A 26,325-nucleotide genomic window follows, 5' to 3' on the forward strand; every position below is an offset into this window, starting at 1 on the left:
GTTTCGGGACAGGCCCGTGACGCCTCTAAACTGAGCCCCGTGACCGAGAACGCTCAGCAGGAGCCATCAGCGCCCACGACCGAACTGCCGACCCAGTACGCGCCGGCCGATGTAGAGGGGCCGCTGTACGAGCGCTGGGTGGAGCGCGGTTACTTCGAGGCGGACGCGGGGAGTGAGAAGCCGCCGTTCACCGTCGTCATCCCGCCGCCGAACGTCACCGGCAGCCTGCACCTCGGGCACGCGTTCGAGCACACGCTCATCGACGCGCTCACCCGCCGCAAGCGCATGCAGGGCTTCGAGACGCTGTGGCAGCCCGGCATGGACCACGCCGGCATCGCCACGCAGAACGTCGTCGAGCGGGAGCTCGGCAAGGAGGGCAAGTCCCGCCACGACCTCGGCCGCGAGGCGTTCGTCGAGCGCGTCTGGCAGTGGAAGGGCGAGTCCGGCGGCCAGATCTCCGGCCAGATGCGCCGCCTCGGCGACGGCGTCGCCTGGACGCGTGAGCGCTTCACCATGGACGAGGGCCTGTCGAGGGCCGTCCAGACCATCTTCAAGCGGCTCTACGACGACGAGCTGATCTACCGCGCCGAGCGCATCATCAACTGGTGCCCGCGCTGTCTGACCGCGATCTCCGACATCGAGGTCAACTACCAGGACGACGACGGCGAGCTCGTCTCCATGAAGTACGGCGACGGGGACGACACCATCGTCGTCGCCACCACCCGCGCGGAGACGATGCTCGGTGACACGGCCGTCGCCGTCCACCCCGAGGACGAGCGCTACAAGCACCTCGTCGGCAAGCTCGTCAAGCTGCCGCTGACCGACCGTTCCATCCCGGTCGTCGCCGACGAGCACGTCGACCCCGAGTTCGGCACGGGTGCCGTCAAGGTCACCCCGGCGCACGACCCGAACGACTTCGAGATCGGCCGGCGCCACGACCTGCCCGCCATCACCGTCATGGACGAGCACGCCGTCATCACCGCCCACGGCCCCTTCCAGGGCCTGGACCGGCTCGAGGCCCGCTCCGCCATCGTCGCCGCGCTGCGCGCCGAGGGCCGGATCGTCGCCGAGAAGCGGCCGTACGTCCACTCGGTCGGCCACTGCTCGCGCTGCAGCACCACCGTCGAGCCGCGGCTGTCCATGCAGTGGTGGGTCAAGGTCGGCCCGCTGGCGAAGGCGGCGGGCGACGCGGTCCGTGACGGACGCGTCAAGATCCACCCGCAGGAGATGGAGAAGCGGTACTTCGACTGGGTCGACAACCTCCACGACTGGTGCATCTCGCGGCAGTTGTGGTGGGGCCACCGCATCCCGGTCTGGTACGGGCCCAGCGGCGAGGTCGTCTGCGTCGGACCGGACGACGAGGCGCCGACCGGCGAGGGCTGGCACCAGGACACCGACGTCCTCGACACCTGGTTCTCCTCGGGCCTGTGGCCGTTCTCCACGCTCGGCTGGCCCGAACGGACCGAGTCGCTCGCGAAGTTCTACCCGAACTCCGTCCTGGTCACCGGCTACGACATCCTCTTCTTCTGGGTCGCCCGGATGATGATGTTCGGCCTCTACGCGATGGACGGCACCCCGCCGTTCCACACCATCGCCCTGCACGGCATGGTCCGCGACCAGTTCGGCAAGAAGATGTCGAAGTCCTTCGGCAACGCGGTCAACCCGCTGGACTGGATGGACAAGTACGGCTCCGACGCCCTGCGCTTCACGCTCGCCCGCGGCGCCAACCCCGGCGTCGACGTGCCGATCGGCGAGGACTGGGTCCAGGGCTCCCGCAACTTCGCCAACAAGATCTGGAACGCCACCCGTTTCGCGCTGATGAACGGCGCGACGGTCGAGGGTCCGCTGCCGGACGCGTCGGAGATGTCGCCGACCGACCGCTGGATCCTGTCCCGGCTGAACTCGGTCGTCGCCGAAGTCGACGCGTACTACGACGACTTCCAGTTCGCCAAGCTGTCGGACGCGCTGTTCCACTTCGCGTGGGACGAGGTCTTCGACTGGTACGTCGAGCTGTCCAAGACGACGTTCCAGGCGGGCGGCGAGCCGGCCGAGGTCAGCAAGCGGGTCCTCGGCGAGGTCCTCGACGTCACGCTCAGGCTCCTCCACCCGGTCGTCCCGTTCGTCACCGAGACGCTGTGGACGACGCTGACGGGGGGCGAGTCGGTCGTCATCGCCGAATGGCCGAACGACAGCGGCTTCCGGGACACCGACGCCGAGCGGGAGATCGGGGCGCTCCAGTCGGTGATCACCGAGGTCCGCCGGTTCCGCGCCGACCAGGGTCTGCAGCCCGGCCAGCGGGTTCCGGCCCGGCTGACCCTCGACGGCACGGCGCTCGCCCCGCACGAGCCGGCCGTCCGGCAGCTGCTGCGTCTCCAGCCGGAGGGGGAGGCGTTCACCGCGACGGCGACCCTTCCGGTGGCGGGCGTCGAGGTCGCGCTGGACCTGTCCGGTGTGATCGACGTCGCCGCCGAGCGGAAGCGACTGGCCAAGGATCTGGCCGCCGCGGAGAAGGAGAAGGCCCAGGCCACGGCGAAGCTCGGCAACGAGGCGTTCCTGGCTAAGGCACCGGACCACGTGGTCGACAAGATCCGCACCCGCCTGGCCAGGGCGGAGGAGGACATCACCCGCATCCGGACCCAGCTGGACCGTCTGCCCGAGGCCTGACGGCCGGCCCGGACAACCCGCGGCCCCCGACCGGCGTCCTCCCGACGCCGGACGGGGGCCGTTCACGCAGCGGCGACTCTCCTGTAACCCGCCCGGGGGACCCTGCGTCTTCGCCCATCGCCAGGCTCATGCCGTCAGGAGCACCCCCACGATGCCCCGAACCGCGCCCCCCACCGCGCTGCCCGCCGAACCGACCGCGCGGGGCGGACCCGGCCGGGACCGGCGGGACGACATCGACCTCCTGCGCGTCATCTGCACCGCCGCCGTCGTGCTGGTGCACGCCTCCGCCGAGTTCCTCGACGCGGGCCACCGTACGACCGGCATCCTCGGCGACTCGGCCGGCCGGTTCGCCGTGCCCGCGTTCTTCGCGATGGCCGGCTGGGCCGCCCTGGCGGGCTCGCCGGTGCGCGGCGAGGCCCAGCTCCTCACCCGGCTCGGACGGATCGTGCGCCCGATGGCGGTGTGGACGGCGGTCTACCTCCTCTGGCAGTACGTGTCCGGGCCGTCCTCGGGCGGCGGCGCGGAGGGGGTGGTGAAGGACGCGCTACGGGCTCTCTTCGGCTCCGTGGAGGCCGCCTTCCACCTCTGGTACCTCTACACCTACGTGCCGATCCTCCTGCTCCTCGGCGTCGCCGTGCTCGTCCTCAAGCAGCGCGCCACGCCCCGCAGGGCGCTGCTGCTGCTCGCCGCGTTCGCCGTCGCGCCGGCGGTCGTCGGGGACGCGCGGACCCTCACCGGGCTGCCGCTGCCCGCCTGGGCCTGGAGCACGTCGCTGTACTCGCTGGGTTACGCGGTGGCGGGCGCCGGCCTGCTCGCCGCCCGGCGGCGCGGCCCGCGCCCGCTGTGGCTCGCGGGCGTGGCGGTCGCGCTCGTCGCCCTCACCCTGTACCAGTTCACCGTGCGGCACCCCGCCGCGTACGGGAGCGCGGCGGTGGCCGCGCTGACCTTCACCGTGCTCGGCGCGGTGGGCGGGGTGCGGGTGCCGGAGAGGGCGCGGGCGGCGCTGGGGCGGCTGTCGGACGCGTCGTTCGGGACGTACCTGGTGCATCTGCTGTTTGTGATGCTGCTGGTCAGGCCCGTCGCGGAAGGGCTGCCGCACGGGTTCCCGGCGCCCGTGGCGCTCGCCGTGACGGCGACGGTCGCCGCCGTGCTGTCCTTCGCCGTGAGCGTCCTGTGGGGCCGGCTGGGGATGCGGAGATGGCTCGGCTGACGCGGGAACCCGGGCCTGTCGGGTGACGTCCGGTCCGCTCCGTAGACTGGGGACCGTGAGCGAGCGCCCAGATTCAGCAGGTCCCGACCCGGACGACACCTTCGACGATTTCGCGGAACTCGTCGAGGAGGAGACCCGCCGCGACCCCGACCTCGCGGTGATCGAGGCCGGCAGCCGCACCCTGCGCACCCAGGGCGGCCCGCCCCGGGCGGACGTGCCCGCCCGCCCCGAGGACCCCGAGGTCGACAAGGCCCTGCGCGAGGTCGAGGCGGAGCTCGCCGGCCGCTGGGGCGAGACCAAGCTGGAGCCCTCGGTCGCCCGCATCGCCGCGCTGATGGACGTCCTGGGCGAGCCCCAGCGCTCGTACCCCTCGATCCACATCACCGGCACCAACGGCAAGACCTCCACCGCCCGCATGATCGAGGCCCTGCTCGGCGCCTTCGAGCTGCGCACCGGCCGGTACACCTCTCCGCACGTCCAGTCGGTCACCGAGCGGATCAGCCTCGACGGGGCGCCGGTCTCCGCCGAGCGGTTCATCGAGACGTACCGGGACATCAAGCCGTACGTCGAGATGGTCGACTCCATGCAGGAGCACCGGCTGTCCTTCTTCGAGGTGCTCACCGGCATGGCGTACGCGGCCTTCGCCGACGCGCCGGTGGACGTGGCGGTCGTCGAGGTCGGCATGGGCGGCAGCTGGGACGCGACGAACGTGATCGACGCCGGTGTCGCCGTGGTGACGCCGATCGACCTCGACCACACCGACCGGCTCGGCACCACGCCCGCGGAGATCGCCGGCGAGAAGGCCGGCATCGTCAAGCGGGACGCGACGGTGATCATGGCCCAGCAGCCGGTGGACGCGGCGCAGGTACTGCTGAAGAAGGCCGTCGAGGTGGACGCGACGGTGGCCCGGGAAGGGCTGGAGTTCGGGGTCGTGGCCCGGCGGGTCGCCGTCGGCGGACAGCTGGTGACGCTGCGCGGACTCGGCGGTGAGTACCCCGAGGTGTACCTCCCGCTGCACGGCGAACACCAGGCCCACAACGCGGCCGTGGCGCTCGCCGCCGTGGAGGCGTTCTTCGGCGTCGGTGCGCAGCACGCCCAGCCGCTCGACAACGACACCGTGCGCAAGGCGTTCGCCGCCGTCGCCTCCCCGGGCCGGCTGGAGGTCGTACGGCGTTCGCCGACCGTCGTCCTGGACGCCGCCCACAACCCGGCGGGCGCGCGGGCGGCGGCCGCCGCGGTCGGGGAGGCGTTCCAGTTCAGCCGGCTCATCGGCGTGGTCGGCGCGAGCGACGACAAGGACGTGCGCGGGCTGCTGGAGGCGTTCGAGCCGGTCTTCGCCGAGGTCGTCGTCACCCAGAACTCCAGCCACCGAGCGATGGACGCCGACGAACTGGCGGGAATCGCCGTCGAGGTGTTCGGTGAGGACCGCGTCCAGGTCGAGCCCCGGCTGCCCGACGCCCTGGAGGCCGCGATCACGCTGGCCGAGGAGGAGGGCGAGTTCGCGGGCGGCGGTGTGCTCGTCACCGGTTCCGTCATCACCGTCGGCGAGGCCCGACTGCTCCTGGGGAGGGGCTGAGATCCCGTGCGTACGCTCTGCGCTTCGACCCTGATCGGCGAGTTCTTCATCATCGGATTCGCCGGACTGGTCGCGATGAAGGACGCGGACCTGTCCACCGGCACGGTGTGGACGGTCTGCGGCATCGCGATGTTCCTGTGCGTGGCCCTGTGCGGGGTGATCACACGGCCCGGCGGGGTGACGCTCGGCTGGGTGCTGCAGATCGCCCTGATCGCCTCCGGTGTCTTCGTCCCGATGATGTTCTTCATGGGCGCGCTCTTCGCGCTGCTGTGGTGGGCCTCGGTGCACTTCGGTCGAAAGGTGGACGAAGCGAAGGCCCGTTTCGCCGCTCAGGCGGGCCGGCCTGACGCTGCGTGACAGATGTCCCGACACGCCCGGTAATCTCGTCCTCCCGCACCACTTCACGCACAAGGAGCTCCGTCGTGACCCAGCGCACCCTCGTCCTCCTCAAGCCCGACGCCGTACGTCGTGGCCTGACCGGCGAGATCATCAGCCGTATCGAGCGCAAGGCCGGCTGGCAGATCACCGCGCTGGAGCTGCGCACCCTGGACCAGGACACGCTGGAGCAGCACTACGGCGAGCACAAGGGCAAGCCGTTCTACGAGCCGCTGGTGGAGTTCATGGCCTCCGGCCCGGTCGTGGCGATGATCGTCGAGGGTGAGCGGGTCATCGAGGGAGTGCGCCAACTGGCCGGTCCCACCGACCCGATCGCCGCCGCGCCGGGTTCGATCCGTGGCGACTTCGGTGTCATCGTCCGGGAGAACCTGATCCACGCCTCCGACTCCGAGGAGTCCGCCGAGCGCGAGGTGAAGATCTTCTTCCCGGGTCGCGCGTGACCCGCGCACCCGGACGTGCGTGAATCTCGCGCATAACGATCACGTCGCGGCCGTGTCCGGCGTGTTTGGTCGCCTGTCGGACGGTCTGGGGGCTTTGCCCCCGGGCCTTTTCTGGCATATGCGTGGCGTTCGGGGGAACGGATGCCCCCGATGGGCCGTCTCCACAAGCAGGGGAAGACGCCATCTGATGACAATGGCGAAGACCCTCGCACGGTGTTCGCGAAGGCGCGTCTACGATGGAAGCCTTCACGTCACCGCACCCACTTCGCCGACCTGAGAAGCTCTCAAAAGCTTGTGGGAAGGCCAGTCGAATCCTGATGGGGAACTCAATGTCGTTCATCGGCCGTGACATGGCTGTCGACCTCGGGACCGCCAACACGCTGGTGTACGTCAGGGGTCGTGGGATCGTACTCAACGAGCCGTCCGTCGTCGCGATCAACACCAACACCGGTGGCATCCTCGCGGTCGGCGCCGAAGCGAAGAAGATGATCGGGCGCACGCCCGGCAACATCGTTGCCGTACGCCCGCTGAAGGACGGTGTCATCGCCGACTTCGAGATCACCGAGCGGATGCTCCGCTACTTCATCCTGAAGATCCACAAGCGACGCTATCTGGCTCGGCCGCGGGTCGTCGTCTGTGTGCCCTCGGGCATCACCGGCGTCGAGCGCCGTGCCGTCATCGAGGCGTCGTCGCAGGCCGGCGCCCGTCAGGTGCACATCATCGAGGAGCCCATGGCCGCCGCCATCGGCTCCGGACTGCCGGTCCACGAGGCCACCGGCAACATGGTGGTGGACATCGGCGGCGGCACCACGGAGGTCGCGGTCATCTCCCTCGGCGGCATCGTCACCGCCCAGTCCATCCGCGTCGCGGGCGACGAGCTGGACAACGCGATCATCCAGCACATCAAGAAGGAGTACTCCCTCCTGCTGGGTGAGCGGACGGCCGAACAGATCAAGATCACGATCGGTTCGGCGTACGACCTGGACGCCGACGAGCACACCGAGATCCGCGGCCGGGACCTCGTCTCCGGACTGCCGAAGACCGTGGTGATCTCCGCCGCCGAAGTGCGCAAGGCGATCGAGGAGCCGGTCAACGCCATCGTGGACGCCGTCAAGACGACCCTCGACAAGTGCCCGCCGGAGCTGTCCGGCGACATCATGGACCGGGGAATCGTTCTGACCGGCGGTGGGGCTCTGCTGCGCGGCCTCGACGAGCGGCTGCGCCGGGAGACGGGCATGCCGATCCACATCGCCGAGGACCCGCTGGACAGCGTGGCGCTCGGTTCCGGCAAGTGCGTCGAGGAGTTCGAGGCGCTTCAGCAGGTGCTCGACGCCCAGCCGCGCAGATGACACGACTCTTCGACACCGCCGTACGGGACGACCTTCTTCCGTACGGCGGATCGTTGATATAGAGGCATAAACTCCCCCATAACGCCTCGAAACGGAAGTGTCTTCGACGCGCTTTCGAAGCACCTCCGAAGCACCTTTGACGCACCTTCGACACACCTGAACAGACCCCCCACCTCATACCCGTTCTCGACGAGGAAGGCACGGCCGCCGCACGTGAGGGACACACGAGAGAGCCGGCTGCTCCTGGTGCTGCTGATCGCCATCGCGTTCGCACTGATCACGGTGGACATCCGCGGCGGGGAGGATTCACCGGTCGACGGTGCCCGGCAGGCCGCGGCGACCGTCTTCGGCCCGATCGAGAACGGCGTGTCCGGCGCGGTCGACCCGATCGGCAACGCCGTCTCCGCCGTCCGCGAGTCCGGCGACCGGCACGACCGGCTCGCCGAACTGGAGCGGGAGAACGCCACGCTCAAGGCCGAACTCGGCAGCGACGACCGCAGCCGCAGCCGCCTCGAGCAGCTCGACAAGCTGCTGAAGGTCTCCGGCCAGGGCCAGTACGGCATCAAGGGCGCCCAGGTCATCGCCATAGGAGCGGCCCAGGGCTTCTCCTGGACCATCACCATCGACGCCGGCGCCGACGACGGCATCGAGCGCGACATGACCGTCCTCAACGGCGACGGACTCGTCGGCCGCGTCACCACCGTCGGCCCCGGCACCGCCACCGTGCTGCTCGCCAGTGACCCCGACTTCACCGTCGGCACCCGCATGGAGGCCACCGACGAACTCGGCTTCGCCTCCGGCCAGGGCGACCGCCCGCTGCGCGTCGAACTCCTCAACGGCAAGGCCGAGATCAAGAAGGGCGACCGCCTGGTCACCTTCGGCTCGCAGGCCGACAAGCCGTTCGTGCCCGGCGTTCCCGTGGGCGTCGTCTCCCGCGTGGACCCCTCCGGCGGCGACCTCACCCGCACCCTCTCCGTCACGCCGTTCGTCAGCTTCAGCAAGCTCGACGTCGTCGGCGTCGTCGTCCAGGCCCCCGAGAAGGACCCGCGCGACACGGTGCTGCCCAAGAAGCCGAAGCCGACCCCGACACCGACCGTGACGGTGACCGTCACCCCCTCCGCCCCTGCCGACGGCCTGAACCAGCAAGAGCAGTAGGAGCTGTCACCCCATGCGCGTCAACCGGATCCTGCTCTCCAGCTCGCTGATCGTCGTCGCCCTGGTGATCCAGGTGAGCGTCCTCGCCCGGCTCCACCTCCCGGGCGCCGTCCCCGACCTGCTGCTGCTGGTCGTCCTCGGCCTCGCCCTGGTCTACGGCCACGTCGGCGGCGCCCTCGTCGGCTTCGCCGCCGGACTCCTCGCCGACCTCGCCCCTCCCGCCGACCACGCCGCCGGGCGCTACGCCCTCGTGCTGTGCGTCATCGGCTACCTCGCCGGACTCGTCAAACCCGAGAGCGGCCAGGTGAGATCGGCGACCGGCCCGATGGTCGTGGTCGTCGCCGCCGCCGTCGGCTCCACCCTGCTCTACGCCGGTGTCGGCGCCCTCGTCGGCGACACCGCCGCCCGCCATGTCGGCCTGGGCGGACTGCTGTTCACCGCCGCCCTGTACGACCTGCTGCTCGCGCCGTTCGTCGTCCCCGGCGTCATGGCCCTGGCCCGGCGCGCCGAGAACGACCCGCTCGCCGAGACCAACCCCGCCAAGTCCGGGGACATCGCCTCCGGCTGGCTCTCCGGCGGCACCGGACTGCGCATCGGCGGGCAACGGGGCGGACTGCGGGTCAAGGCGGCCCGCGCCCGGGTGGCCCGTGCGGGACGCATCAAGGGGGTCAAGCGCCTGTGACCTCGCGCAACTTCACCGGAACGAGTGAACGGCGGCGGAACGCGGGCACACGGCCCGGCCGTTCATCACTCGTACCCGCATCCGCGTACGCGCTCTGAGAGAGGAGGAAGCCGCGTGACCAACATCCCCGAGACCGGCCGCAGCCCGCGGGTCCAGATCCGGCTCGTCGTCATCCAGGTCCTCGTCATCTCCCTCCTCGGCACCCTCGGCGGGCGCCTGTGGTACCTCCAGATCCGCGAGGGCGACCAGTACGCCAAGGAGGCCTCCGGCAACCACGTCCAGCAGGTCGTCCAGCCCGCCGTCCGCGGCTCCATCCTGGACGCGCGCGGAGTGGCCCTCGCGGACAACGAGACCCGTCTGGTCGTCTCCGCCTCCCGCACCGACCTGCTGAAGATGAAGGACGACGGCAAGGCGGTCCTCACCAAACTCGCCGGCGTCCTCGGCATGGACGCCGAGGAGGTCCTCCGGAAGGTCCGCCTCTGCGACGCCGAGACCCCCCAGCCCTGCTGGAACGGCTCGCCGTACCAGCCCATCCCCATCACCGACGAGGCCACCGCCAAACAGGCCCTGCAGATCCGCGAGCGCGCCGAGGACTTCCCCGGCATCACCGCCGAGCCGCAGGCCCTGCGCCGCTACGCCGCCCCCGGCAAGGCCAACACCGCCCAGGTCCTCGGCTACCTGTCGCCCGTCACCGACGAGGAGATCACCCAGGCCCAGGACACCAGCTCGCCCTACCTGCGCTCCGACATGGTCGGCCGGTCCGGCCTGGAGCGCCAGTACGACAAGCAGCTGCGCGGCAAGGCCGGCGTCACCCGCTACGAGGTCGACAACCTGGGACGCGTCATCGGCGAGGCCGAGTCCGACCCCGCCGAGCCCGGCGCCAACCTCGTCACCAGCATCGACGCCCGCGTCCAGCGCATCGCCGAGTACGAGCTGAACGAGGCGATGAAGGACGCCCGCAAGGTGGTCGACCGCAACACCAACCGCCCCTACGAGGCCGACTCCGGCGCCGTCGTCGTCATGGAGTCCAAGACCGGCCGCGTCGTCGCCATGGCCTCCAACCCGACCTACGACCCCAACGCCTGGGTCGGCGGCATCTCCGCCAAGGACTACGCCGACCTCACCGGCAAGAAGTCCAATTACCCGCTGCTCAACCGCGCCATCCAGGGCCAGTCGGCACCCGGCTCCATCTTCAAGGTCATCCCGACGGCCGCCGCCATACAGGCCGGCTACTCCTTCGAAGGCCCCTACAACTGCTCCAGCTCGTACTCCATCGGCAACCAGGTCTTCAAGAACTTCGAGTCCCAGAACCACGGCCCGATCAGCCTCGGCCGCGCCCTGGAGGTGTCCTGCGACACCGTCTTCTACTCCCTCTCCCACGAGGAGTGGAAGCGCGACGGAGGCAACAAGCCGAAGAAGAACGCCAACGACTGGTTCTACAAGACGGCCCACCAGTTCGGCCTCGGCGAGGAGACCGGCATCGACCTGCCCAACGAGGTCACCGGCCGCGTCCCCGACCGCCAGTGGAAGCTGGACTACTGGACGGCCAACAAGGACGCCTGGTGCAAGTACGGGAAGAAGGACGGCAGCTACGCCGAGAAGATCGCCTACGAGAACTGCCTCGAAGGCAACCGGCTGCGCGCGGGTGACTCCGTCAACTACTCCATCGGCCAGGGAGACACGCTCGTCACCCCCATCCAGATGGCCACCATCTACGCGGCCATCTCCAACGGCGGCACCCTCTACGACCCCACCGTCGGCAAGGCCGTCATCAGTCCCGACGGCAAGACGGTCACGGAGATCGAGCCCAAGGCGCACGGCAAGCTGCCCACGTCGAAGAAGACGCTCGCCCAGATAGACGAAGCCCTCGAAGGAGTCGCCACCCGCGGTACGGCCGCGTGGCGGTTCGGGGGCTGGCCACAGGACGAGATCCCGATGCACGCCAAGACCGGTACCGCCGAGGTCTACGGCAAGCAGACCACCTCGTGGTTCGCCACGTACACCAAGGACTACTCGATCGTCATGACGATCTCCCAGGGTGGTACGGGCTCCGGCGCCTCGGGCCCCGCCGTGCGCAACATCTACAACGCCCTGTACGGCGTCTCCGAGGACGGCGAGATCGACAAGAAGAAGGCGCTGCTGTCCACGCCGCAGAAGAACCTCCCGAAGGTCCGCACGGACGGCACCATCACGTCCCCGAAGATCTCCAAGGACCCCGTCAAGGACCGGGCGACCCCCTCGCCCGACGCACAGGCCACCACCCCGCAGGGCGACCCGGCCGACCCGCAGCAGGCCGGCACGGTCCCCTCACCGGAGAACACCAACCGCGAAACCCGCCGCCGCCACCGGCGACGACGCGGCGCCACCGGAAAGGGACCGCGGAGGGCAGCGTCATGACCGGCGGAGTCAACAGCTTCCAGGTCTCCGGATACGGACCGGAGCGAGCCGGCTGGACACGGGTCTTCGCCCGCGACTCCCTGGCCCGCCGCCTCGACTGGCCGATACTGTTCTCGGCGCTCGCCCTCTCCCTGCTGGGCTCGCTCCTGGTCTACTCGGCCACCCGCAACCGCACCGAACTCAACCAGGGCGACCCCTACTACTTCCTCGTCCGGCACTGGCTCAACACCGGCATCGGACTGGCCCTGATGATCGGCGCCCTCTGGCTCGGCCACCGCGCCCTGCGCACGGCCGTGCCCCTGCTGTACGGCGCCTCGGTCGCCCTGATCCTGCTGGTACTCACCCCGCTGGGCTCCACCGTCAACGGCGCCCACTCCTGGATCAAGCTCCCCGGCGGCTTCTCCCTCCAGCCCTCCGAGTTCGTGAAGGTCACGATCATCCTGGGCATGGCGATGCTGCTCGCCGCCCGCGTCGACGCCGGCGACAAGCCGTACCCCGATCACCGCACGGTCCTCCAGGCCCTCGGGCTGGCCGTCGTCCCCATGCTGATCGTGATGCTCATGCCCGACCTCGGGTCGGTCATGGTCATGGTCGTCATCGTGCTCGGCGTACTGCTCGCCTCCGGCGCCTCCCACCGCTGGGTCTTCGGCCTGATCAGCGCCGGCGCGGCCGGCGCGATCACCGTCTGGCAGCTCGGAATCCTCGACGAGTACCAGATCAACCGCTTCGCCGCCTTCGCCAACCCCGAGCTCGACCCCGCCGGCGTCGGCTACAACACCAACCAGGCCCGCATCGCCATCGGCTCCGGCGGACTGACCGGCTCCGGCCTCTTCCACGGCTCCCAGACCACCGGCCAGTTCGTGCCCGAACAGCAGACCGACTTCGTCTTCACCGTCGCCGGCGAGGAACTCGGCTTCGTCGGCGGCGCACTGATCATCGGCCTGCTCGGCATCATCCTCTGGCGCGCCTGCCGCATCGCCCGCGACACCACCGACCTGTACGGCACGATCGTCGCCGCCGGCATCGTCGCCTGGCTCGCCTTCCAGTCCTTCGAGAACATCGGCATGACCCTCGGCATCATGCCCGTCACCGGCCTGCCCCTGCCGTTCGTCTCCTACGGCGGCTCCTCCATGTTCGCCGTATGGCTGGCCGTGGGCCTGCTGCAGTCCATCCGGATACAACGGCCGATGTCCGCGTGATCCGTCGCGGGCACGGAGCGGCGCCCCACCGCCGTTCCACGCCCGCGACGACTAGATTCACCCACGGCGGATACCTGCACCTCATGGCGGACACCAAGCGCGAGATCGAGCGAAAGTACGAGTCCGGCGACAGCGGACTGCCCGACCTGACCCGCGTCCCCGGCGTGGCGACCGTCCTCGACAAGGGCGTCACCCACCTCGACGCCACCTACCACGACACCGCCGACGAACGCCTCGCCGCCTCCTCGGTCACCCTGCGCCGCCGCACCGGCGGCTCCGACGCCGGCTGGCACCTGAAGTTCCCCGTCGCCCCCGGAGTGCGCGACGAGATCCGCGCGCCGCTCTCCGACACCCTCCCGGACGAGCTCGCCGCCCTCGTCCGCTCCCGCGTCCGCGCCGGCGAACTGCGGCCCGTCGTCCGGCTGCGCTCCGACCGTGACGTACGCCACCTGGTCGACGCCGGCGGCCGGCTGCTCGCCGAGGTCAGCGTCGACACCGTCCACGCCGAACGCCTCACCGGCGACGGCGGCACCGCCCGGTGGACCGAGATCGAGGTCGAACTCGCCGACGACGGCGACCCCGCCTTCCTCGACAAGGTGGAGAAACGCCTGCGCAAGGCCGGCGCGCACCCCTCGAAGTCCGCCTCCAAACTCGCCAGAGCGCTGGCCGACACGGCACCGGACAACACCACCACCACCGCGGCGGCAGGCGCACCCGCCACGGCACCGGAGGCGGCCCCGCGGCGGAAACACAGGCCACGGGCGACCGGGAAACCCGTCACCGCCGGCGACCACGTCCTCGCCTACGTCCGCGCCCAGCGCGACGCCCTCGTCGAGCTCGACCCCGCCGTACGCCAGGACGTCCCCGACTCCGTGCACCGCATGAGAGTCGCCACCCGCCGCCTGCGCAGCACCTTCCGCACCTTCCGTACCGTCCTCGACCGCGAGACGACCGACCCCGTCGGCGCCGACCTCAAATGGCTGGCCGCCGAGCTGGGCCTGGACCGCGACCAGGAGGTCCTCGCCGAACGCCTCCGGTCGTCCCTCGCCGACCTGCCCGACACCCTCGTCGCCGGCCCCGTCGGGCACCGGCTCACCGCCTGGGCCGAGGCCCGCCACTCCGGAGCCCACGGCCACCTCACCGGCATCCTCGACTCCCGCCGCCACCTCACCCTCCTCGACACCCTGGACGCCCTGCTCGCCGACCCGCCCCTGCGCAAGAAAGCCGGAGCCGCACCGGACAAGGTCCTCACCAAGGCCGTACGCAAGGACCTCGACAAGCTCGCCGGCCTCGTCACCCGCGCCCTGGACCTCCCGCCCGGCACCGACCGCGACGTCGCCCTGCACGAGGCCCGCAAGAAGACCAAGCGCACCCGTTACGCCGCCGAGGCCGCCGCCCCCGCACTCGGCAGACCGGCGAACGACCTCGTCAAGGCCATGAAGTCGCTCCAGGGCCTGCTCGGCGACCACCAGGACAGCGTCATGGCCCGCAAGACCCTCCGCGAGCTCGCCGCCGTCGCCCACGCGGCAGGCGAGAGCGCCTTCACCTACGGCGTCCTGCACGCCCGCGAGGAACGCCGTGCGGAACTCGCCGAGGCCGCTCTCCCCGAAGCCTGGGCGTCGATCACCAAGGACCTCCGGCCCTGGACAACGTAGGGAGTACCCCTCCGGCCGCGTTACGCTGAATGGTCACCCCACTCAGCACACAAAGGTTCGCGAGATGCCTGCCGAAGTCGCCGAGTCTGTGTTCCCGCAGCTCGAAGCTCTGCTCCCGCATGTGCAGAAGCCGATCCAGTACGTCGGCGGAGAGCTCAACTCCACGGTCAAGCCGTGGGACAGCTGCGACGTCCGCTGGGCGCTCATGTACCCCGACGCCTACGAGGTCGGACTGCCCAACCAGGGCGTCATGATCCTCTACGAGGTCCTCAACGAACAGGACGGTGTCCTCGCCGAGCGCACCTACAGCGTCTGGCCGGACCTCGAGGCGCTGATGCGCGAGCACCACGTCCCGCAGTTCACCGTCGACAGCCACCGCCCGGTGAAGGCCTTCGACGTGTTCGGCCTGAGCTTCTCCACCGAGCTCGGCTACACCAACATGCTCACCGCCCTCGACCTGGCCGGCATCCCCCTGGAAGCCAAGGACCGGACGCTGGACGACCCGATCGTCATGGCCGGCGGCCACGCCGCCTTCAACCCCGAGCCGATCGCCGACTTCATCGACTGCGCGGTCATCGGCGACGGCGAGCAGGCCGTCCTGGAGGTCACGCGGATCGTCCGCGCCTGGAAGGAGGAGGGCCGCCCCGGCGGCCGCGAGGAACTCCTCTTCCGCCTGGCGAAGACCGGCGGGGTGTACGTCCCCGGCTTCTACGACGTCGAGTACCTCCCCGACGGCCGTATCGCCCGCGTCGTACCGAACAGGTCGGGCGTCCCGTGGCGCGTCTCCAAGCACACGGTCATGGACCTCGACGAGTGGCCCTACCCCAAGCAGCCCCTCGTCCCGCTCGCCGAGACCGTCCACGAGCGCATGTCCGTGGAGATCTTCCGCGGCTGTACCCGCGGCTGCCGCTTCTGCCAGGCCGGCATGATCACCCGCCCGGTCCGCGAACGCTCGATCACCGGCATCGGCGAGATGGTCGACAAGGGCCTGAAGGCCACGGGCTTCGAAGAGGTCGGCCTGCTCTCCCTCTCCTCCGCCGACCACTCGGAGATCGGCGACATCGCCAAGGGCCTCGCCGACCGCTACACGGAAGACAAGATCGGCCTCTCCCTCCCCTCCACCCGCGTCGACGCCTTCAACATCGACCTGGCGAACGAGCTGACCCGCAACGGCCGCCGCTCCGGCCTCACCTTCGCCCCCGAGGGCGGCTCGGAGCGCATCCGCAAGGTCATCAACAAGATGGTCTCCGAGGACGACCTCATCCGGACCGTCGCCACCGCCTACGGCAACGGCTGGCGCCAGGTGAAGCTGTACTTCATGTGCGGCCTGCCCACCGAGACCGACGACGACGTCCTCCAGATCGCCGACATGGCCACCCGCGTGATCGCCAAGGGCCGGGAGGTCTCCGGCTCCAACGACATCCGCTGCACGGTCTCCATCGGCGGCTTCGTCCCCAAGCCGCACACCCCGTTCCAGTGGGCCCCGCAGCTCTCCGCCGAGCAGACGGACGAGCGCCTCGCCAAGCTCCGCGACAAGATCCGCGGCGACAAGAAGTACGGCCGCTCGATCGGCTTCCGCTACCACGACGGCAAGCCCGGCATCGTCGAGGGCCTGCTCTCCCGCGGTGACCGCCGCATCGGCGCGGTCATCCGCGCGGTCTACGAGGACGGCGGCCGCTTCGACGGCTGGCGCGAGCACTTCTCGTACGACCGCTGGATGAACTGCGCCGACAAGGCGCTGGCCCCCTTCGGCGTCGACGTCGACTGGTACACCACCCGCGAACGCGCCTACGAGGAGGTCCTCCCCTGGGACCACCTCGACTCGGGCCTGGACAAGGACTGGCTCTGGGAGGACTGGCAGGACGCCCTCGACGAGACGGAGGTCGAGGACTGCCGCTGGACCCCGTGCTTCGACTGCGGCGTGTGTCCTCAGATGGACACGTCCATCCAAATCGGCCCCACCGGCAAGAAGTTGCTGCCGCTGACGGTCAAGAACGCGACGCCTGCCTCCTGAGCGGTGACGTACGTCGAAGCCCCCTTCGCGCGCGAAGGGGGCTTCGACGTGTTGCCGGGGTCACGGGATGTCGTGGCCGTACTGGCGTACGCGGTGGCGGGGGACGGCCCGGCGGGGCGGCCGGGTCAGGGTGATCTGGCGGACGAGTTGCTGGAAGCAGGCCAGGGCGGCCACGCCCGGGAGAGCCGCGGCGGCCGTGTCGGTGATCGTGCGGGGCGCCTGGGCGACGCAGAGCATCACCGCGACGGTCGAGAAGAGGAGGACGACGAACCACGAGTGCAGGGCGCGCCGTTGGTGCAGTGCCGCGCGGAGGATGGACAACGAGCCCGCCAGCCAGGGGCCGTAGACCAGCACGGGCCACCAGGCCGAGGAACTGCCGCTGCTGTGGGCCGTGGTGACGAGGAGCAGGGGTTCGTAGGTGACGACGCCGCTGAAGACGCTCACCATCGACACGGTGACCGCTGCCAGGGCGGCGATGGCGTAGCTGGCGAGGCGCAGCGCGTCGGGGCGTTTGCGCGGGGGTTTGCGGTGGCCGCGCGGTGCCGCGCGCAGGGGTGGCAGTTCCGCCGTGATCTCCTGCAGGTTGCCCATGGGGCTGCCGGCCGGGGGAGTGGTGACCGAGGTCTCCTCGCGGGGGCCCGGCATGGTGACGCCGGAGGATTCCTCGCTGCGGGCTTCCTGGAGCAGATAGGCGAGTTCCTCGGCCGGGTCCCAGTGCGGTACGGACGATTCCATGGGCTCCGCGTAGACGAGAGGGTCGTAGCGTTCGTCATTCATGTCAGCCGGCCTCGCCGATCCAGCGGCCGGCGAGGTCGGATTTCCATGAATTCCCCCTGTCGGACCTGATGAGCCCGGACATGCTTGCCTTCGTCATATAGCGACTAACGGCAACTGTTTCACTTGGATGCGTGGTGAATGGGTGAACGGCCGTAGGGAAAGTTGTTTTACATAATTCGCGGAATTCTTATGTCCGATCGGCGTTCAGCATATGAGGTAAACAACGTCATGATCATGGGATCCGGGCGGGCCGCGCCTGCGTCTTCGCAGGTATGGATCTCGAGAAGCCGCCCGGTCCGCCTGCCGCCGCGCCCGCGGGTGAGGGGTGTCTCGTCGTGGCGATCCGCGTCCCCGTGCGGATCGTGGCGCTGGTGCTGGTCGTGCCGGTGCGCATGGTGTGGGACGCGCTGGTCGTCGCCGGGCGGTTCCTGAACGGCACGCTGCTGCGGCCGCTCGGGCGGGCGCTGCTGTGGGTGGGGAGGGCGGTGTTCGTGTGGCCGTTCGTGGGGCTGTGGCGGTATGTCCTCGTGCCGTTCGGCAAGGGGCTGGCGTGGCTCGGGAAGGTGCTGGCGTGGCTCGGGAAGGTGCTGGCGGTCCTTCCGGCCATCGCGTTCTACCGCCATGTGCTGACTCCCCTCGGTCACGGGGCCGTGTGGCTGTACGCGCGCGTGCTGACGCCGATCGGTCATGTGCTCGCCGCGATCGGGGCCGGAGTGCGGGCGGGTGTGGTGTGGCTGGGGCGGTGTCTCGTCGTCGTGCCCTCGGCGTGGTTGTACCGGTGGGTTCTGACGCCGGTGGGGCGGGCGATCGCCTGGTGCGTGAAGGGGCTGGTGTGGCTGGTGGCGACGATCGTCACCGGGATCGGCACGGGGCTGTACTGGATCGTCCGGATCCTGCTGGTGCTGCCCGCGCTCGCGGTGTGGCGCCGGGTGCTGGTGCCCGTCGGCCGTGTGCTCGCGATCGTCGCGCGGGAGGTCGGGGACGCCCTCGGGCATGCCTGGCGCGTCGCCGGTCACATCTCGCTCGCCGTCGGACGGTGGCTGGGGACGCTCTTCCGGTGGGTGTTCGTGGAGCCGGTGCGATGGGTGTACCGGAGGGTGCTGACCCCGGTGGGGCACGTGGTGCGCGACACGGTGCTGCGGCCTCTCGGGGACGCCGCCCGCGCGGTGGGCCGGGCCACCGGGCAGGCCCTCGCCGCCGCCCGCGTGTCGGTACGGCGGGCGCGCGCCGACTTCCGGCGGATGCTGCTCGGCGAACCGGTCGGCGAACCGGTCGGTACGGGGAAGGAACCGCAGCTCACGCACCGGCGGGAACCTACCGGCCCGGAGGCACGTACTCTTGGTAGCAGTACGACCGCTCTCACGAAGGACTGAACAACACTGGGCAAGCGACAGCCCGAAGGCCCGCCGCCCGCACCCGCGGTGCAGCGCATCCGACTGCGCTACACCAAGCGCGGCCGCCTCCGGTTCACCAGCCACCGTGACTTCCAGCGCGCCTTCGAGCGTGCGCTGCGCCGCGCCGAGGTGCCGATGGCGTACTCGGCGGGGTTCACCCCGCACCCGAAGGTGTCGTACGCCAATGCCGCACCCACCGGCACGGGCAGTGAGGCAGAGTATCTGGAGATCGCGCTCACCGAGCCGCGTGACCCCGAGCGGCTCCAGGGCCTGCTCGACGAGTCGATGCCCGCCGGGCTCGACATCGTCGAGGCGGTCGAGGCCCGCACGTCGGGTCTCGCCGACCGGCTGACGGCTTCCGTGTGGGAGCTGCGGCTGGACGGCGTCGGCCCCGAGGACGCCCGCCGCGCGGTGGACGCCTTCAACGCGGCCGGGACCGTCGAGGTCCAGCGCCGGACCAAGAACGGCGTCCGCACCTTCGACGCCCGCTCGGCGGTCGTGGAACTGGAGAGCGCGGAAACGCGCTCGTCGCAGGCTGATAGGCCGACCGACCACCCTTGTGCGATACTGCGGCTGGTTGTTCGGCACGTGACGCCTGCCGTACGACCCGACGACGTTCTGTCCGGTCTCCGCGCCGTGGCCGACCTGACGCCGCCGGTCCCCGTAGCGGTGACCAGGCTGGCGCAGGGGCTGCTCGATGAAGAGACCGGCACGGTGACCGACCCGCTCGCGCCCGACCGCGAGGCAGCAGCGACCGAGCCGCAACCGGCCGGCGCCACTGCCGCCGCGACGGTGCCGGCGTAAGGAAGGTCCCGCGAAGGGACGGACGTCGTAAGCGCCGCCCTCGAACTCGGGAGCCACCTGGGGCGGGCAGCGCACCGACCAGAAGACTTTCGCCAGGCCGTACGCATTCGGCGTACGGAACCGGCGAGACAGGACACAGAGTGCTCCCGTGCGGCGCCCGCGCCCCGGACGGCGGCGATCGCGCACAGCGCGAGCCGCGGACGTCACCGGCATCGCCGGACCAGGTGCGGCGCCCGGGAGCCTGACGGGAGAAACGCCCGCATGCTCGAACCGATCGAGCCCGTTGAGGGCTCCGAACCGAACACTCCCAGCGACACCCTGCCGCCGAGGCGGCGGCGCCGTGCCGCGTCCCGCCCGGCGGGCCCGCCCGGCGGGGCGGCCGACACGACGGCCGAGACCGACGCGTCGGCCATACCGGCCGCGGAGGCCCCCGAGCCCGATGAGCTCGTGGAGCAGGAGGGCGCCGAGGCGGAGAAGGAGATTGAGCCCGTCGAGGCCCCGGCCGCCGCGCCCCGGCGTCGTCGCGTGGTCCGCCGCGCGGTCGCGTCGGCCGGGGCGCCGGAGTCGGCGGAGGCCGCCGAGACCGTCGTACCGGCGACGTCCGCCGCGCCCGGGACGGCTCCGGCTCCCGAGCAGCCCGCCGTCGCCGCGGACACGGCCGAGGACGCGGCCCCGCGCCGGACCCGGCGTCGTGCGACCCGCAGCGTGACCTCGCCGACGGCGACCGCCGAAACCCCGCAGGCCGCCCCCGAGACCCCGCAAGCCGCCCCCGAGCTCGCGGAGACCACCGCCGAGGAGGCGGCTCCGCGCCGGACCCGGCGTCGGGCCACGCGCAGTGTGACCTCCCCGGAGGCGTCTGCCGAGACCGCCACCGGGACCGCCGAGGCCACCATCGAGACCGCCGGGACGGCGGAGACCGCCGCCGGCACGTCCGAGGACGCCGCTCCGCGCCGGACCCGGCGTCGCGCCACGCGGCGTGCCGACGCGCCCGCCGCCGAGGAGACCCCGGTGACCGAGACCCCCGAGCCCGCGCAGACCCCCGAGCCCGCGCAGACCCCCGAGGCCGTCGCCGACGAGGCCGCTCCGCGACGCCGGCGCCGGGTGGTCCGTAAGGCCGCCGCCGGCTTCGCCGAGCCCGCCGAGTCCGGCGAGGCGGAGACGTCGCCGCGGCGCCCCGCGCGTCCGGCCGTCGCCGTGTTCCAGCCGCCGGTGTTCACCGAGCCCCGCTTCCAGACCCTGGAGCGGGCCGCCGCCGAAGCGGCCGTCGAGGTCGTCGAACCGACGGCGGAGCCGGAGCGGACCGAGGAGCTCCCGGAGGAGCAGCCCGCAGCCTCCCGCCGTCGTCGCCGGCGCCGGGGTGCGGACGAGGAGCCCGAGGCCGCTCCCGTGACCCGCGTCGAGGACGAGGCGGAGGAGGCCGAGGAGCAGTCCGAGGACCACGCCGAGGCCGACGACCAGGACGACAGCGAGGCCGCCGGTTCGCGCCGTCGCCGGCGCCGCGGCGGCCGTCGCCGCCGGCGCGGCGACTCGGCCGAGACCGACATCGAGGACGGCGAGTCCGCGGACGCTGGCGCCGAGCGGGTCCCCGCCGAGCAGGCGGCCCAGGACGCCGAGGACACCGCCGAGCAGGTCGAGGAGGACGACGAGGACGACGCCGAGTCGGCCGAGGACCGCGAGGACTCCGGGTCCAGCAGCAGCCGTCGCCGTCGTCGCCGTCGCCGTCGTGCCGGTGACGGCGGCGGTGAGCCCGAGGTGGCCACCGACGATCCCGAGCGCACGGTCGTCAAGGTCCGCGAGCCCCGTCCGAAGGCCGAGCCGTCGGACGAGGTGCAGTCCATCAAGGGCTCCACGCGTCTGGAGGCGAAGAAGCAGCGCCGCCGCGAGGGCCGTGAGCAGGGCCGCCGCCGGGTGCCGATCATCACCGAGGCCGAGTTCCTGGCCCGCCGCGAGGCCGTCGAGCGCGTCATGGTGGTCCGCCAGCACGGCGACCGTACGCAGATCGGCGTCCTGGAGGACGACGTGCTCGTCGAGCACTACGTCAACAAGGAGCAGGCGACCTCGTACGTCGGCAACGTCTACCTCGGCAAGGTGCAGAACGTGCTGCCGTCGATGGAGGCCGCCTTCATCGACATCGGCAAGGGCCGCAACGCCGTGCTGTACGCCGGTGAGGTCAACTTCGAGGCGCTCGGCATGTCGGGCGGCCCGCGCCGCATCGAGTCCGCGCTGAAGTCGGGGCAGTCGGTCCTGGTGCAGGTCACCAAGGACCCGATCGGGCACAAGGGCGCCCGCCTCACCAGCCAGGTCTCCCTCCCGGGCCGCTACCTCGTGTACGTCCCCGAGGGCTCGATGACCGGCATCAGCCGCAAGCTGCCCGACACCGAGCGGGCCCGGCTGAAGACCATCCTCAAGAAGATCGTCCCCGAGGACGCGGGCGTCATCGTGCGCACCGCCGCCGAGGGCGCGAGCGAGGACGAGCTGCGCCGGGACGTCGAGCGGCTGCAGGCGCAGTGGGAGGAGATCAAGAAGAAGTCCAAGAACGGCGGCGGCAGCGCGCCGACGCTGTTGTACGGCGAGCCGGACATGACCGTCCGGGTCGTGCGGGACATCTTCAACGAGGACTTCACCAAGGTCGTCGTCAGCGGTGACGAGGCGTGGGAGACCATTCACGGCTACGTCTCGCACGTCGCGCCCGACCTGGCCGGCCGGCTGTCGAGGTGGACCAGCGAGGTCGACGTCTTCGCCACGTACCGGATCGACGAGCAGCTCGCCAAGGCGCTGGACCGCAAGGTCTGGCTGCCCAGCGGCGGTTCGCTGGTGATCGACCGGACCGAGGCGATGGTCGTCGTCGACGTCAACACCGGCAAGTTCACCGGCCAGGGCGGCAACCTGGAGGAGACGGTCACCAGGAACAACCTGGAGGCGGCCGAGGAGATCGTGCGTCAGCTGCGGCTGCGCGACCTCGGCGGCATCATCGTCATCGACTTCATCGACATGGTGCTGGAGTCCAACCGGGACCTGGTGCTGCGGCGCCTCCTCGAGTGCCTGGGCCGCGACCGTACGAAGCACCAGGTCGCCGAGGTGACCTCGCTGGGCCTGGTCCAGATGACCCGCAAGCGGGTCGGCCAGGGCCTGCTGGAGTCGTTCTCGGAGACCTGCGTCCACTGCAACGGGCGCGGTGTCATCGTGCACCTGGACCAGCCGGCCGCCGCCGGTGGTGGCGGCAAGCGCCGGAAGCGGGCGCGGGCCGGTGCGGCGGAGCAGCCGCACGAGCACGAGGTCGCCGTGGGCGTCGGGACGGCCGAGCAGGAGGCGGAGCAGGAGACGGCGGCCGAGGTCGCCGCCGAGGCCGCCGAGCCGGTCGCGCTCCCCGCGCCCGAGTTCGTGCCCGACGAGGAGCTGTACAACAGCGCCGCCGAGGCGGAGGCCGCGGCCACCCGTGGGCGCACGCGCCGCCGGGCGAGCCGGCGGGTGTCGGCCCCGGCGGGCGCGCCGAGGCGGGAGACCGCCAGGGCCGACCGGCACAAGGCCGGGGAGAGCGAGCGGGCCGGGGCCCCGACGGCGCAGGACGTGACGGCCGCCGAGGAGGCCGCGCGTCCGGTGCGGCCGGAGCCGGCCGCCGAGGCGCTGGCCGAGCCCGCGGCCGTCGAGGACGCGGTGGTCCCCGAGCCGGGGACCGAAGCCCGGGAGACCGGGGCCCCGGCCGCCGAGGAGGCCGCGCCCAAGGGCCGTACGCGTCGCAGGGCCACCCGCAAGGTGTCCGCGCCGGCCGGTTCCCCGGCGGGCGCGGAGGCCGCGGTGGTGACGGTCGTGGAGCCCGCGGCCCCGGTCGCCGAGACGCCTGAGCCGAAGTCCGAGGAGGCCCCGTCCGAGGCGCCCGCCGAGGCCGAGGCCCCGGCCCGCCCGCGCCGTCGCGCGGTGCGCAAGCCGAGCACGTCGACCGCGTCCGAGGAGACGGCCGTCGTGGTCGTGCCGTCGGCGGCGACGGAGACGGCGCCCGCCGGGGAGTCCGTCGAGGAAGCCGAGGCCGAGGCCGAAGCCGAGGCCGAGGCCGCCCCGGCCAAGAAGACCGCCCGCAAGGCGGTCAAGAAGGCCACGGCGAAGAAGGCCGCCACGAAGAAGACGGCGGCCAAGAAGACCGCCGCCAAGAAGACGACGGCCAAGAAGGCGGCGGCGAAGACCGCCAAGCCGGCCGCCGCCAAGACGACCGCGAAGAAGACGGCGTCGAAGAAGACCGCGGCGGCGGCCCAGCAGCCGTCGTCATCGGTGACCGCCTCGACGGAGGACTGACCTCCGGATCGTTCGGTGAGTGTGATGCGCCCCCGGTTCCACCGGGGGCGCATCACTTTTTCGCCATTAGGCGGCCACTGCGGTTCGAATGTGTGAATGGCCGGTGAATCGCTGTTCCTGCCGAGTGGCTATGATGTGCCCGAAGATCTCCTGCGAAATCAGATGATCAGGGACTCTCCGTCCCTCTCAAGGTCCACAGTATTGGGGCGCCACACGTGAAGGCTCTCGTGCTTTCCGGGGGAGCGGGGACCCGCCTCCGTCCGATCACCCACACCTCTGCCAAACAGCTCGTGCCGGTCGCCAACAAACCCGTCCTCTTCTACGGTCTGGAAGCGATCGCCGACGCAGGGATCACCGAGGTCGGGATCATCGTCGGTGACACCGCGGACGAGATCCGCGAGGCGGTGGGGGACGGTTCCAGGTTCGGCATCGAGGTCACCTACATCCCGCAGGAAGCGCCCCTGGGACTCGCGCACGCCGTGCTCGTCGCCCAGGACTTCCTCGGCGACGACGACTTCGTCATGTACCTCGGCGACAACTTCATCGTCGGTGGCATCACCGGCCTGGTGGAGGAGTTCCGCACCGAGCGGCCCGACGCGCAGATCCTGCTGACCAGGGTCCCCGACCCCACCTCCTTCGGTGTCGCCGAACTCGGCGCCGACGGCCGCGTGGTGGGCCTGGAGGAGAAGCCGAAGCAGCCGAAGAGCGATCTGGCCCTCGTCGGCGTCTACCTGTTCACCCCGGCCATACACGAGGCCGTCCGCTCCATCGAGCCTTCCTGGCGCGGCGAGTTGGAGATCACGCACGCCATCCAGTGGCTGATCGACCAGAAGCGGGACGTCCGCTCCACCACGATCTCCGGCTACTGGAAGGACACCGGCAACGTCACCGACATGCTGGAGGTCAACCGGTCCGTCCTGGAGACCCTCGAGCCCCACGACGCGGGCACGGTGGACGAGGCCAGCGAGATCATCGGCCGGGTGCGCATCGAGGAGGGCGCCCGGGTCAGCGGCAGCCGGATCGTCGGGCCCGCGGTCATCGGCGCCGGTACGGTGGTCAACGACGCGTACATCGGCCCGTTCACCTCGGTGTCCGAGGGCTGCCGGATCGAGGACAGCGAAATCGAGTACTCCATCGTCCTGCGGGGCGCGTCCGTGACCGGCGTGCGCCGGGTGGAGGCCTCGCTCATCGGGCGTGACGTCGAGGTCACGCCCGCTCCCCGTAACCCCAAGGCCCACCGGCTCGTGCTCGGTGATCACAGCAAGGTGCAGATCTCCTCATGACTACCAGGATCCTGGTGACCGGCGGTGCCGGCTTCATCGGCTCGCACTACGTCCGTACGGTGCTCGGCCCCCAGGGCCCCGGTGACGTCTCGGTCACCGTCCTGGACAAGCTGACGTACGCGGGCAACCCGGCCAACCTCGACGAGGTGCGCGAGCACCCCGGATTCGCCTTCGTGCAGGGAGACATCTGCGACCCGGAGCCGGTCGGCAAGCTGATGGCCGAGCACGACCAGGTGGTGCACTTCGCCGCCGAGTCGCACGTCGACCGGTCCATCGACGGCGGCGCGGAGTTCGTCCGCACGAACGTGGTCGGCACCCACACGCTCGTCGACGCCGCGCACCGGGCCGGCATCGAGACCTTCGTGCACATCTCCACCGACGAGGTCTACGGCTCGATCGACGAGGGCTCCTGGCCCGAGACCCACCCGCTGGAGCCCAACTCGCCCTACTCCTCGGCGAAGGCGTCCAGCGACCTGATCGCGCTGTCCTACCACCGCACCCACGGCCTGGACGTCCGCGTCACCCGCTGCTCCAACAACTACGGGCACCACCACTTCCCCGAGAAGGTCATCCCCCTCTTCGTCACCAACCTCCTCGACGGCAAGAAGGTCCCGCTGTACGGCGACGGCGGCAACGTCCGCGACTGGCTGCACATCGACGACCACGTCCAGGGCATCGAGCTGGTCCGCACCAAGGGCCGCGCGGGCGAGATCTACAACATCGGCGGCGGCACCGAGCTCTCCAACAAGGAGCTCACCGGGCTGCTCCTGAAGGCGTGCGGTGCCGACTGGGAGACCAGCGTCGAGTACGTCGAGGACCGCAAGGGCCACGACCGCCGCTACTCCGTCGACTGCACGAAGATCCGTGAGGAACTGGGCTACGAGCCGCGCAAGAGCTTCGAGCAGGGCCTCGCCGAGACCGTCCAGTGGTACCGCGACAACCGCGCCTGGTGGGAGCCGCTGAAGGAGCGTGCGGCGCTGAGCTGACACACCACTCGTCCGGCGCGGGCCCGGGATCGTCCTGGGCCCGTTCAGGCGTCTCCC

General features: G+C 71.0%; 18 protein-coding genes. 17 read left to right on the top strand and 1 reads right to left on the bottom strand.

Features of this window, described 5'->3' with window-relative positions; genetic code table 11:
* Window positions 1-39 precede the first annotated feature (39 nt).
* The 12 genes from ACFXAE_RS26750 (at window position 40) to ACFXAE_RS26805 (ending at window position 16,737) form a co-directional block, all read left to right on the top strand.
* Entirely contained in the window at window positions 40-2,664 is a 2,625-nt protein-coding gene (locus ACFXAE_RS26750) for a valine--tRNA ligase (protein ID WP_384719282.1), read from the top strand.
* Between the two features lie 151 nt (window positions 2,665-2,815).
* Complete coding sequence (locus ACFXAE_RS26755; protein WP_384719284.1) at window positions 2,816-3,874, top strand: acyltransferase; 1,059 nt, start codon at window positions 2,816-2,818, stop codon at window positions 3,872-3,874.
* A gap of 55 nt (window positions 3,875-3,929) precedes the next feature.
* Complete coding sequence (locus ACFXAE_RS26760) at window positions 3,930-5,450, top strand: bifunctional folylpolyglutamate synthase/dihydrofolate synthase (RefSeq protein WP_384719286.1); 1,521 nt, start codon at window positions 3,930-3,932, stop codon at window positions 5,448-5,450.
* A gap of 6 nt (window positions 5,451-5,456) precedes the next feature.
* The gene (locus tag ACFXAE_RS26765) at window positions 5,457-5,807 is read left to right on the top strand and encodes a DUF4233 domain-containing protein (RefSeq protein WP_384719288.1); all 351 of its coding nucleotides are present in this window, start codon (window positions 5,457-5,459) and stop codon (window positions 5,805-5,807) included.
* A gap of 65 nt (window positions 5,808-5,872) precedes the next feature.
* Window positions 5,873-6,286 (top strand): nucleoside-diphosphate kinase, encoded by a 414-nt coding sequence (gene ndk / locus ACFXAE_RS26770; protein ID WP_145869257.1) that lies wholly within the window; start codon window positions 5,873-5,875, stop codon window positions 6,284-6,286.
* Between the two features lie 329 nt (window positions 6,287-6,615).
* Window positions 6,616-7,635 (top strand): rod shape-determining protein, encoded by a 1,020-nt coding sequence (locus ACFXAE_RS26775; protein WP_004931372.1) that lies wholly within the window; start codon window positions 6,616-6,618, stop codon window positions 7,633-7,635.
* A gap of 213 nt (window positions 7,636-7,848) precedes the next feature.
* Entirely contained in the window at window positions 7,849-8,790 is a 942-nt protein-coding gene (gene mreC, locus ACFXAE_RS26780) for a rod shape-determining protein MreC (RefSeq protein ID WP_384719290.1), read from the top strand.
* Between the two features lie 13 nt (window positions 8,791-8,803).
* Window positions 8,804-9,472, top strand: coding sequence for a rod shape-determining protein MreD (gene mreD / locus ACFXAE_RS26785; protein WP_384719292.1), 669 nt, complete (start codon window positions 8,804-8,806; stop codon window positions 9,470-9,472).
* A gap of 114 nt (window positions 9,473-9,586) precedes the next feature.
* The gene (mrdA, locus tag ACFXAE_RS26790; protein ID WP_384719294.1) at window positions 9,587-11,869 is read left to right on the top strand and encodes a penicillin-binding protein 2; all 2,283 of its coding nucleotides are present in this window, start codon (window positions 9,587-9,589) and stop codon (window positions 11,867-11,869) included.
* Window positions 11,866-13,068, top strand: a complete 1,203-nt coding sequence (gene rodA, locus ACFXAE_RS26795) for a rod shape-determining protein RodA (protein WP_384719296.1) — start codon at window positions 11,866-11,868, stop codon at window positions 13,066-13,068. Before mrdA ends, rodA begins: the two co-directional genes overlap by 4 nt.
* Window positions 13,069-13,151: 83 nt before the next feature.
* Entirely contained in the window at window positions 13,152-14,723 is a 1,572-nt protein-coding gene (locus ACFXAE_RS26800) for a CHAD domain-containing protein (RefSeq protein ID WP_384719298.1), read from the top strand.
* Window positions 14,724-14,787: 64 nt separating this feature from the next.
* On the top strand, window positions 14,788-16,737 hold the full coding sequence (locus ACFXAE_RS26805; protein ID WP_384719300.1) for a TIGR03960 family B12-binding radical SAM protein: 1,950 nt from the start codon (window positions 14,788-14,790) through the stop codon (window positions 16,735-16,737).
* A 60-nt stretch (window positions 16,738-16,797) separates the two neighbouring features.
* On the opposite strand, the gene ACFXAE_RS26810 is transcribed toward ACFXAE_RS26805, so the two are convergent.
* Window positions 16,798-17,514, bottom strand: a complete 717-nt coding sequence (locus ACFXAE_RS26810) for a DUF2637 domain-containing protein (protein WP_384719302.1) — start codon at window positions 17,512-17,514, stop codon at window positions 16,798-16,800.
* A 272-nt stretch (window positions 17,515-17,786) separates the two neighbouring features.
* Between ACFXAE_RS26810 and ACFXAE_RS26815 the strand changes: the two genes are divergently transcribed.
* The 5 genes from ACFXAE_RS26815 (at window position 17,787) to rfbB (ending at window position 26,268) form a co-directional block, all read left to right on the top strand.
* Entirely contained in the window at window positions 17,787-18,887 is a 1,101-nt protein-coding gene (locus ACFXAE_RS26815) for a hypothetical protein (protein ID WP_384719304.1), read from the top strand.
* Window positions 18,888-18,935: 48 nt separating this feature from the next.
* On the top strand, window positions 18,936-19,712 hold the full coding sequence (locus ACFXAE_RS26820; protein WP_384719305.1) for a TIGR03936 family radical SAM-associated protein: 777 nt from the start codon (window positions 18,936-18,938) through the stop codon (window positions 19,710-19,712).
* A gap of 261 nt (window positions 19,713-19,973) precedes the next feature.
* On the top strand, window positions 19,974-23,999 hold the full coding sequence (locus tag ACFXAE_RS26825) for an Rne/Rng family ribonuclease (protein ID WP_384719307.1): 4,026 nt from the start codon (window positions 19,974-19,976) through the stop codon (window positions 23,997-23,999).
* A 215-nt stretch (window positions 24,000-24,214) separates the two neighbouring features.
* The gene (locus tag ACFXAE_RS26830) at window positions 24,215-25,282 is read left to right on the top strand and encodes a glucose-1-phosphate thymidylyltransferase (RefSeq protein ID WP_384719309.1); all 1,068 of its coding nucleotides are present in this window, start codon (window positions 24,215-24,217) and stop codon (window positions 25,280-25,282) included.
* Window positions 25,279-26,268 carry a dTDP-glucose 4,6-dehydratase gene (gene rfbB, locus ACFXAE_RS26835; protein WP_384719310.1) on the top strand — a complete coding sequence of 330 codons (990 nt, stop codon included), beginning with the start codon at window positions 25,279-25,281 and terminating at the stop codon, window positions 26,266-26,268. The genes ACFXAE_RS26830 and rfbB overlap by 4 nt, the downstream gene beginning before the upstream one ends.
* Window positions 26,269-26,325 lie beyond the last annotated feature (57 nt).

Source organism: Streptomyces sp. NPDC059454 (genome assembly GCF_042749965.1).
GTDB lineage: Bacteria > Actinomycetota > Actinomycetes > Streptomycetales > Streptomycetaceae > Streptomyces.